Source organism: Pseudomonadota bacterium (assembly GCA_026388255.1).
Classification (GTDB): domain Bacteria; phylum Desulfobacterota; class Syntrophorhabdia; order Syntrophorhabdales; family Syntrophorhabdaceae; genus JAPLKB01.
Genome location: JAPLKC010000030.1, coordinates 1 through 10,727, shown reverse-complemented (window position 1 = coordinate 10,727; position 10,727 = coordinate 1). Strand labels below are relative to the sequence as shown.

Below are 10,727 nucleotides of genomic sequence, written 5' to 3'. Positions count from 1 at the left end.
TATTTTTATCTTGACGATCTGCCTCTTATCCTTTAAAGAATAAGAGCAATGCCCCATAACTCAATATGGAGGAAAAGCATACTTAACTAACTGATCTTACAGAACAAAACAGACTTTGTTACGTATAGGGCGATGTAATCTTGCACTTTGTTAAAAATCCATTTTTGTTGATTACAAGAAGTTCTCAATACACAAGGCAAAAACCGCGAAGCCTCAACTTCAGGCAGAAGTATTGTATCTAACGTAATAAACGTGAAGCTTACATCTAAGGCAAAAACGCGTAGGGTGAAGAGGCAGTTATCAACGACAAATACAAAAACCTTTAGAGAAAGATGCGGGGAATTTAACCGCAGAGATTAGAATTCCAGCTTCATTCCGTCATAGGCGGCAATTACATTTATGCCTGTTTCCATTTTAAGCTTTTCCGCTAAAAGATAAGGCTTCTCCATAATCATGTTCATGCCGAAGTGTGTCATAATGGCAGTTTCAGGTTTGATACGTCCTAAAATCTCCGCAACATTGTTTATTGCAAGGTGATCAACAATATGTTGCTTTTCGATAGGTTTTGACCTGAGAACATTAATAATAAGGATATCCGCATGGTAGTGATCAGGGAGTGCATCAAAAAACCTCGTATCGGATATCAAGCCGATTGTCTTGTTCAGATGAAATATGATACCATATGTCTCAACAGGGTGCACGTGCCTCACAGGTGTGCTGAAGGATATATCCTTTATAGTGAAGCTCTTCTGTTCTTTCAGATAAACAATGTTATCGAGGTATTCCATAACATATTTCAAAACCACAGGGTCTTTATCAACTGCGTCTTCGGGACAAAAAAGTACCCCTTTTTTTTTAAAACCTCCGTTGGTCATTGCCTCGATCATGATATTCACATCGTTTGCATGATCTAAATGTTTATGGGTGAGTATTATGCCGTCCAGGTCAACAGGGTCGAAGCGTTCTTTTGACCCATGTATTTTGACAATTGCCCCCGGACCGGGGTCTATATAAAGGTTCGTATCCCTGTAATGCAGCCAGAGTCCGCCTGTTGACCGTAGCTGCTTCATTGCAACGAACCGTGCACCCCCTGTTCCGAGAAACTTGATAAATCCTTCCATTTCAAGCCACCTTTATGATATAAAAGTCATGGTAACATCTTGGTTTATAAACGGATAGACCAAACAAACCAGAGAAACAATTAAACTTTTTTTAGAGGGTATGTCAAATTGGATTTGATACGCTATGCATTTTTTGATTCATCGCTGGGCAATATTGTGCTTATTTCGAAAGCCGAACGGCTCATCGAACTTGATATAAAAACCGATGGAGTTTACATGATAAAGAAATCCCTCACAGCCCGTTATCCTGATGGTGTTGAATCTCCTGAATACTTTTATAAGTTATGCAAACTCCTCGACAGGTATTTAAAGGGAGACCGGGTTGATTTTGATATAGACGTTGACATTTCCCATCTTGGTATATTTACATGGAAGGTACTGGAAGAGTTGAGAAAGATTCCTTACGGGGAAGTTACAAGTTATGGCCGTATAGGCAAAAGGCTGGGCTATAAAAATGCCGCCCGTGCAGTCGGTCAGGCAGTAGGCAGAAATTCTATCCCGATTATTATTCCCTGCCACAGGGTTATCCGTGAAGATGGTACTATCGGGGGTTTCTCAATGGGTGTACAGATAAAAGAAAGGCTCCTTGCTACAGAGGGGGTAAGGTGTTCTCCAAGTCAAAGACCGGTCAACAATTATTAGCAACAATAACATAAGATGAAGGATTACTACTTTACCTTTACCCCCAGTGCCTGTAGCCGCCCGGCAGCTCGCTTGCCCATATCACTGTTAGGGGCAACCTTGAGTTGCATTGCATATTCTTTATAGGCAGAGCTTGGATCATTTACGTTCTCATAGCATGTCCCTAGAACACCGTGTATCTCAGGGTGTTTCGGATGTGTATCGGCAAAGAGTTTAAGGTGATTTAGGGCTGTTTTGTAGGTATTTGTTTTAAAATAGCTCATGCCGAGAAAGTAATGGGCATGCATATCCTCAGGGAAAAGGGCAATACTTTTCTTTAAATACTGCATGCTTTCAGCATAATTTCCTTTTATATAGCGGATTGCGCCCATGCCCCTCAATGCAGGCTGGTAATTATTGTCAAGACGCAGGGCATAATTGAAATACTTCTCGGCGTTTTCAGGGTTTTTCTTTCTGAGCATGATAAAACCGCTTAAACTGTAAAAAGGTGCCTGTGTTTGATCTATATTGATAGCCTTTGTTATCTGGGCCACGGCTTCGTCGAGATTTTTATTGTTCAATGCCCTGACAGCCTTATCATAGTGGGCAATATATGTATTATTTATATTTTTTGTACCGGCAATCATGGTCTGAAATTCCTGCCTGTTTACGCCATCTCCCTTAAGTGCAAACGAAGAAGTATGGTTGATGATATTCTGAATCTCGTCAATCCTCACAGATGTCCTGGGGTGGGTGGAAAGCAGGTCTTCAAAAAACCCCCTTTCCTGTGTACCTTTCCCGAGGGATTTCATATATTCGTTCGATACCTTCTCGAGGTTCATGTGGGCGCTAACCGCATTTTTCGGGTTATAACCAAGCTTTGTCATATACTGGACGCCAAGACCGTCTGCTTCAAGTTCGTCAACCCTGCTGTATTTTAGCAGTAATAAGCTGCTTCCCAACGCGCCGAGCGAAAGAGTAGCATCGGAATAATCGCTCCCGGCAAGAGCTATACCCGCTCCGGCCAATAAAGTCTGGTGGAGTATTCCCAGAGACATCTGGCTTGCGGAATGGCGTGCAGATACATGGCCCATTTCATGGCCCATAACAAAGGCAAACTCGGCTTCATTATCCAGCCCTGCAAGCAACCCCCTTGTAATAACAACATGTCCCGGTATTGCCCATGCATTAGGGACAGAACTGTTTTGAATCGCAAAATCTACCGGCAGATTAGGCCTGTGGGATACCTTGTGGATATTCAATACAACATTTTTGAGATATGCTTTCACTCTCTCGTCTTTAAACTCGCCTCCGCCGCCTTCGGCGCCCCACATGGCATTGGGGTATAACTCCTTGCCTATTTGAATTTCCTGTTCTTCCGAAACAAGCATGAATTGGCTCTGCCCTGTTACGGGATTTGTGGCACAGCCAACGACAGCAAAGAGAACAAGAGATATAAAGGAAAAGGCAAGTAAATTTCTGATAGCCGCATATTTGATGAATATATACATACTTTCCTCCTTAATTTGCTGTACTTATATTGTAACTCAACGGCTTGCTTTGTCAATAGTGTTACTAAGCTCTTTTGAGAGGCAGCCGTAAGTGGTGAACCCTGAATAACTTGCGGCTTTTCGTATTTCTGCATGATCGAGAAAGCTTAAAATATCTATGTAATTGATAGTATAGAGTATGGAGGATACTCCGGTTCATGGTTCGATGTTCTCAACTTGTAGTATAAGGACATTTGTAAAAAATCATGATTGGTGTATACTGTTTAGCAGGTCAGGCATAAAGTATCGAAGAAGTGCTTATTAAGAACATTAAATTCAAGTAAAGGTAAGGCCATGTTCCATCCATCGAAGATTATAGCTATCGGGCTTAATTATTTCGATCACGCAGAGGAACTGAAGATGTCTGTTCCGAAATACCCGTTAATCTTTATGAAGCCCCCTACTGCTGTAATTCAGCATAATGAGACAATTATTTGTCCTCCACAAAGCAGGGAAGTCCACTACGAGGGTGAACTTGCTGTGATCATAAAAAACAAAACAAGAAGCATCTCCATAAAGGATGCCCCCCGCCATATTATAGGCTATACGTGCGCCAACGATGTTACCGCAAGGGATTTGCAGAGGGAGGACGGCCAGTGGACACGAGCAAAATCGTTTGATACGTTCTGCCCACTCGGTCCCAAAATAGTCTCGAATTTGGATCCCTTTAACCTGGACATCTGTACGAGGGTTAATGGTGTTGAAAGGCAACACTCAAACACAAAAAACATGATCTTTAACGTATTTGAACTTGTTTCTTTTATATCGGGAATTATGACAATGATGCCGGGCGATGTTATTATTACAGGGACACCCCCGGGGGTTGGGGCAATTGAGGCTGGAGACGTGGTGGAAGTTGAAATAGAGGGAATCGGGATTTTGAGAAACACAGTTGCCCGGAGAGAATGATAATTTTAAATTGTTTTGTTTTAAGCGGGTTTAGATTGCAGCCTTTGAATTAAAAACGGTTTGATCGGTTCAAACTGTTAAAACTGACATACAAAACAAAAAAAGGAGTAAAACTATGGATAACATAACCTTCGATGATTTTCAAAAGATGGATCTAAGGGTGGCAGAGATTAAGGCCTGCGAGGATGTTGAAGGCGCGGATAGGCTCTATAAGATTACCATAGATATGGGTGAGGAACGCACCATAGTTGCAGGCATTAAACTTTATTATACAAAGGAAGAGCTGGTAGGAAAGAAAATAACAGTAGTTTCAAATCTGGAACCCCTTAAATTAAGAGGTATTATTTCTCATGGTATGCTCCTTGCGGCATCCAATGAAGACAAATCGTCCGTAGTTCTAATAACATTAGACAAAGATATGATAAACGGGGCCAGGATATCGTGAAAACGGATCACAACTCACGTTTACGGTTTACAGTTCAAAAAAACAAAGAGTGCTATCTGTGAACTGTGGAATGGGGTGCAAAATATGATCAACGGTCTTTTATTATTTATTACCGGTTTGACACTCTTCCTGTTCGGTATGATAAAGCTGAGTTCATTCATACAGCAGCTTTTCAGCGTCCGGATGAGAGAATATATAAAAATAGCCGTTAAAAAACCCGTATACGGCGTATGCATGGGTATATTGGCAACAATTTTATTTCAAAGTAGTTCGGCCACCACCATGCTTACCATAGGGATAGTAAGCGCAGGATTGATCAGTTTCCACAATTCGCTCGGCATAATCCTCGGCGCCGACATCGGGACCACCCTTACAGCGCAGCTTGTTGTGTGGAATGTAACCTCTGCAGCCCCTGTCATAATTTTTATCGGCGGCATACTTCTATTTTTGGGAAAAGAAAAGCTGAAGCAGGCAGGCGAAGGGCTCATATATTTCGGCTTGATTTTTTTCGGCTTGAGCTTGACCGGTGATGCAACATCGCCCCTTAAAGAAAGCAAGGCCTTTTTTGATTTTTTCCACGGAGTTAAAAACCCGCTGATCGGTGTTGGAATCGGCATTATTTTTACCGGCATTGTTCACGCTTCGGCAATCCCGATAAGCATCCTGATTATTATGGGTCAGCAGGGACTCATAACTATTGAAAATGCCATGCCTATTGTGCTTGGAGCGAATATCGGCACAACCGTGACAGCCCTCATGGGCTGCCTTGCCGGGAATATCAACGGCAAACGTAGTGCTGTCTCCCATCTTGTCTTCAAATGCTCCGGCGTTATCATCTGCCTTTTCTTCCTGCCTGTTTTTATTATGTTTTTAAAGCAACTTTCTTTCAGCATTGCTCAACAGATTGCCCTCGGCCATTTTGTCTTTAATCTTTTCATAGTCCTGATTTTTATCTTTTTTCTTAAGCCATTCTCTGCCTTTATCGAAAAGATCATTCCTGGAACTGATGGGGCATTGCCACTCTGGCCGGAATTCCTTGACACAAAACGCCTTACCAGCGCTAAGGATGCACTCTTCTGTGTGAAACAGGAACTGATAAGGGAAATAGTCCTGACGAGAAGAATGTTAAAAGAAAGCGTAAGCCTCATAACAAAATTCAGTACAGCGACAAAGAGGGACATCATGTATGTTGAAATGGTCGTTGACAATCTACAGGCCGAAATAACAAAGTACTTGTGGAATATTTCATGTGGGCAGCTTACACCTGCGTTATCGAAAAAACTTTTTGCCTTTTCAACGATTGTATATGAGATCGAGAGGATAGGCGACCGCTCAACAAACATTGTTGAGCTTGCCGAATCAAAGCGCGCACGTAAGGCAATATTTTCCGATGCGGCGCTGGAAGAACTCGAAGAGATTGAAGGGCTGGTTACGGAGAATCTTGAGGATACGTCTTCTCTACTTGAAAAAAGGGACGAAGAAACCATAGAAAAAATCTTTCAACGACACAAAGAGGTTGAAACCTGCATCAAAAGAGCAACAGAACAACACCTTGAAAGGTTCTATCAGAAGGTGTGCCTCGCCGAGGCAGGACCTATTTTTGTCGATATATTGTTAAACCTTGAAAGGATATCCTATCATTGTAAAACCATAGCAGAACATATGGCAGGGCTGGAGGAGGAAACATAATTGATATTATGCGGGTACCAGGTCGCCCTCCTTCACCAGTAAAACTGTCGGAGCCTCCTACAACCCCAAGCGGTTATGCGACTTACCATGTGAACTAAAGTGATGCATTATACCGGGGCTTATAGTGCTTCAAAATATAAATACAAAAAGTCCTTGGTGTAGACAAATGCAAAAGCCTAACCAGACAATGAATGATATAAGTTATCCTTATATGGTATAAGAACAAATTAATTGACATAAAAAGTGCATGATATAAAATGCAAACAACACTGACAATATATTTAATAAATTGCAAGCTTGGTGATATGGGTTTTTCTTCAGTTATGTTTGTCCTCCTTAATTTGTTAATGAGGAGGAGAGATTTTATAGAACATTATAGCGATAAGAAAATTTATTTTATGTCCAAATTTTGTTTTTTTATTAATTATGATATAAAATGAATATATTTGTACCATTAGAAGGGATTTGCCGTATTAAGACGATTGGCGATAGGAATATAATTCTCAGAGGGGTAAGCGAGATTACAGGGGGGTACCGTTAAGGATTTATTGGAATCGGACGCCTTGTGAATAATGAAGGTTTCAGAGGAGTCACTCTGAAAAAGAGAAACAAAATTTGTAAGAAGTTGATCAAAATGTAAGAAACTACTCAAGCCGCATGTTGTGATGCACGGAACATTTCGATGAACCGAAATGGTTCAGGCTTTAGAGGTTTTTTAAAAAACAAAAGGGAGGAGAAGCTCATGGCAAAAAAGTTTATGGATCCACATGATGTTGCAACGATCCCAGGTACAGAAGGCTGGGAAAAGATGTATCCCTATCAGTATCCGTTCTCCAAAGATGATCCGGAGAGAGCTGCCTATGAAAGCAGCCAGATCTGGTTCTATGACGGATTGCACTACCCCATTCCTCACTATCCCTTTGATCTTATATGGGATGAGGCATGGTCAATGGCGCTCTCGCAGTATAATACCCGTCACTGGCTTATTCCACCTGCATTGGGTATCGATCACAGGATTGTGAATGGTTACGTGTACATAAGCCCTGTTGGCGTTCCGGACCCTGAGGAAATCGGGAGGAGGGTACCCCTTTTCATGGAACGTGCCGGGTTTTATTTCCAGAACTGGGACAGCTTGTATGAAAACTGGAAGAAGAAGATGGGCCTTGTCATTGATAAGCTTGCGGCAATGAATTTTACAGACCTGCCTGTCATGGAAGATATTAGCATTATCAAGGAAGGGATTGGAATAGGGAGCGGCTATAAACTCCTGAAACAGTGGGATGAACTTATAGACCTGGGTCTTTTATGCTGGCAGTACCATTTTGAGTTTCTGAATCTGGCCTATGCTGCACAAGTGACCTTTTTTGCCACAGGAGATCAACTCTTCCCTGGTATTCCGATAGCAACACTTGTGAAGATGTCAGCGGGCTTCGACCCTATCCTGTTCAAACCTGATGCAGAGCTTATCAGGCTTGCCAAATTTGCAATTCAACTCGGCATTGATGATGTCATTGCGAAACCTTTGAAGGCTGACGAGTTGATGAAAGAATTGGAGCAACATGCAACAGGAAAAGAGTGGCTTGCAGAACTGGAAAAGGCAAGATACCCGTGGTTCCATATATCCACAGGCACCGGCTGGTTCCATACTGAAACAAGCTGGAATGATAATCTCAATGTACCTTTCAACGCGATTAAGACAAATATTAAGACCTTAAAGGAAGGCAAGGAGATCGGGAGACCGACAGCTCAGATACTTGAGGAAAGGGACAGGATTGCCCATGAGTACAGGGCTCTGCTTAAGACTGATGCAGACAGAGATGCCTTTGATCAGGGTCTCGGTTTGGCGCGTCTTGTGCTTCCCTATGCTGAAGACCATAACTTTTATGTTGAACACTGGTTCCACACCCTGTTCTGGCAGAAGACACATCAGGTTAGCAAGATACTTCAGCGTGCAGGTTTCTTTGAAAATGCCGAGGACATGTATTACTTAAAACGCGATGAAATTAAAGCGGCGCTGTGGGATATGATTACAGGATGGACAACAGGCGTAAAGTCGAGAGGACAATCCTATTGGCCGAAAGAGGTTGCCTGGAGAAAAGGCGTATATCAAAAATTCAAAGAATGGACGCCGCCGGCAGCTCTTGGTACACCTCCTGATGTTGTAACAGAACCCTTCACAATCGCACTCTGGGGTATTACCAACAGCACGCTGACATCATGGTTGTCAGGTGGGGAAGAAGGAGGAGCTACAGCAGCGAATGAAATACAAGGTTCACCGGGTTCTTCGGGTGTTGCCGAAGGAAAGGCAAGGGTTTTGAAGGAAGTAGAGGAACTTGCAGACCTTCAACAAGGTGAGATACTCGTTTGCAAGACTACCTCGCCGAGCTGGGCACCCTGCTTTGTGACGATTGCAGGCGCCATAACCGACGTGGGCGGACCGATGTGTCATGCTGCCATTGTCTGCAGGGAATATGGATTACCGACAGTTGTAGGTACAGGCAAGGGTACGCAGCTTATAAAGACAGGTGATTTGGTAAGAATGGATGGCGATACGGGGTTGGTAACAATACTCGAAAGGGCTAAATAACGCACGAAAAGATTGTTTCAACTCCTTATTTTTCAGGAGCCGGCTGCAGGTTTTCTGCAGCCGGCTAAAATTTCAGGCTAAAATATGGAGGAAAGAACATGTTAGAGAAAGAAAAAAGATTCACCTTAGGTTATGATGAGCTAGAAGGCAAGGATTTTAACCTTGTAGGTAAAAAGAATGCAAATCTGGGCGAAATGTTGAAAGCAGGTATTCCTATTTCTCCGGGATTTGCTGTTACCATCCATGCAAACGACCAGTATCTTATTATGACGGGCATTAAGGAACAGATCAGAAAACTGATAGATCCACCCGATAAGCAGGTGTCATTCGAAACAGCCAAAGAGGCAAGCAAGATAGCCATGGAACTGGTTGAGAATGCAGAGATACCGGCGGCTATCGGAGATGTGATTCTTAGTGAGTACCATAAAATGTGTGAGAAATACGGCAGCGCATGTCCTGTAGCAGTTCGCAGCAGCGGCGCAGCATCCATGCCCGGACAGATGGAGACATATCTGAATATTTGTGGCGACAAAGACCTTATAGATTATGTAAAAAAATGCTGGTCAAGCGCCTATAACACAGAAGCAATTATGTACAGGATGAACAAAGGCATGGAGTTTCTTTTCAATATAGGTGCAGGTATCCCAAAGATGGTTAACTCAAGGGTATCAGGGATTATTTTTACGCTAAACCCGATCAACGGCGATATGTCAAAGATTTCCATTGATGCAAGCTATGGCCTTGGTGAGGCTGTGGTAAGCGGTCTGGTTACCCCTGATACATATCTGATTGATAAAATTACGCTTGATCCTATAAAGATTATAAAGGGCAGCAAAGAGATTCAGTGTGTATACAGGGAAAACGCAAGTGATATCGTGCAAACGGACGTGCCTGAAGAGAAAAGAAGAGTAAACTGTCTGTCTATGGAAGAAGTCAGAGAACTTGCCAGAGTAAGCAAACTGATTGAGAAATATTATGGGACAGCATACGATATTGAATTCGGTATTGACGCGGATATTCCTTTCCCGCAGAATGTTATTATCCTTCAGGTAAGACCGGAATCAGTCTGGAACAAAAAAGAAGTTGTTTCAAAAACAGAGGGGAAGAAAGACCCTATGGAGCTTATGCTGGGCCAATTGCTTGCAGGAGTAAAGATAAAATAAGTATAAGTACTCTTGGGGAAGGGGAGATGAATATAAAAAAACGAATATTTTTTTGTGATGTTGATTTTTATCACAAATGGTTATATACTCATACAAGTTATACATTAACCAAGAAAGGAGGATAGGATAACAGTTTTATTTTAGTTGAGAGATGTACAAAAAAATGAAGGGGGTATGTTATATGAATCAGAAAGGAGAAGTCAAGCAGCCTTTGCTGGGGGTTTTGGGGTTAATTGTTGTATTGTTTCTTGCTTTTGGCATTATCATTTGGTTTAAGCCGGAGACATTTATTCCCTGGGCCGGTGAGTTAGCAATGTGTCTTATACCGCTTTCCATAATCATGGGTATGGTATGGGGGGGTAATTACCCGGCGCCTGCAGCAAAATTAGAACAGCCTTTGAAAGGATTATACCTTTTGCTGTTTAATATGGTTTTAGGTGCAGTTATCGCTGGATGGTCAATAAAGACTGTCGGAGGCTTTGTAACACCGCCCACACCGCCTCTCATATTCTTCACGATTATGACGGTTATCATGACTTTTTGGTGCGTTGTTGTGTGGGGATGCTGGCCTGCAGCAGGTATTAAGGGTGATCACCCGGCATTCGTGGGTTTCGGCACTCTTATCGTCTCCTATGCATTAGC

Annotated in this window: 9 protein-coding genes; 7 read left to right on the top strand and 2 right to left on the bottom strand. The window is 42.5% G+C overall.

Annotated elements, in window-relative coordinates; all coding sequences use genetic code 11:
* Positions 1–356 precede the first annotated feature (356 nt).
* The gene (locus tag NT178_03150; GenBank protein MCX5811525.1) at positions 357–1,121 is read right to left on the bottom strand and encodes an MBL fold metallo-hydrolase; all 765 of its coding nucleotides are present in this window, start codon (positions 1,119–1,121) and stop codon (positions 357–359) included.
* A gap of 108 nt (positions 1,122–1,229) precedes the next feature.
* Between NT178_03150 and NT178_03145 the strand changes: the two genes are divergently transcribed.
* A complete protein-coding gene (locus NT178_03145) occupies positions 1,230–1,763 on the top strand; it encodes a methylated-DNA--[protein]-cysteine S-methyltransferase (protein MCX5811524.1) in 534 nt (177 codons plus the stop codon).
* 26 nt (positions 1,764–1,789) lie between these two features.
* Here NT178_03145 and NT178_03140 read toward each other — a convergent pair whose 3' ends face one another.
* Positions 1,790–3,253: a M48 family metalloprotease gene (locus NT178_03140; protein MCX5811523.1), complete on the bottom strand. Its 1,464-nt coding sequence runs from the start codon at positions 3,251–3,253 to the stop codon at positions 1,790–1,792.
* A 333-nt stretch (positions 3,254–3,586) separates the two neighbouring features.
* On the opposite strand from NT178_03140, the gene NT178_03135 reads away from it, so the two are divergent.
* The 6 genes from NT178_03135 to NT178_03110 all read left to right on the top strand — a co-directional run.
* Positions 3,587–4,201, top strand: a complete 615-nt coding sequence (locus tag NT178_03135; protein ID MCX5811522.1) for a fumarylacetoacetate hydrolase family protein — start codon at positions 3,587–3,589, stop codon at positions 4,199–4,201.
* An 88-nt stretch (positions 4,202–4,289) separates the two neighbouring features.
* Positions 4,290–4,646 carry a methionine--tRNA ligase subunit beta gene (gene metG, locus NT178_03130; protein ID MCX5811521.1) on the top strand — a complete coding sequence of 119 codons (357 nt, stop codon included), beginning with the start codon at positions 4,290–4,292 and terminating at the stop codon, positions 4,644–4,646.
* An 84-nt stretch (positions 4,647–4,730) separates the two neighbouring features.
* Entirely contained in the window at positions 4,731–6,335 is a 1,605-nt protein-coding gene (locus tag NT178_03125) for a Na/Pi cotransporter family protein (protein ID MCX5811520.1), read from the top strand.
* 742 nt (positions 6,336–7,077) lie between these two features.
* Positions 7,078–8,922 carry a PEP-utilizing enzyme gene (locus NT178_03120; protein MCX5811519.1) on the top strand — a complete coding sequence of 615 codons (1,845 nt, stop codon included), beginning with the start codon at positions 7,078–7,080 and terminating at the stop codon, positions 8,920–8,922.
* Between the two features lie 98 nt (positions 8,923–9,020).
* Positions 9,021–10,085: a hypothetical protein gene (locus NT178_03115; protein ID MCX5811518.1), complete on the top strand. Its 1,065-nt coding sequence runs from the start codon at positions 9,021–9,023 to the stop codon at positions 10,083–10,085.
* Positions 10,086–10,266: 181 nt separating this feature from the next.
* The coding region (locus NT178_03110) for a hypothetical protein (GenBank protein MCX5811517.1) at positions 10,267–10,727 on the top strand (461 nt) is incomplete at its 3' end.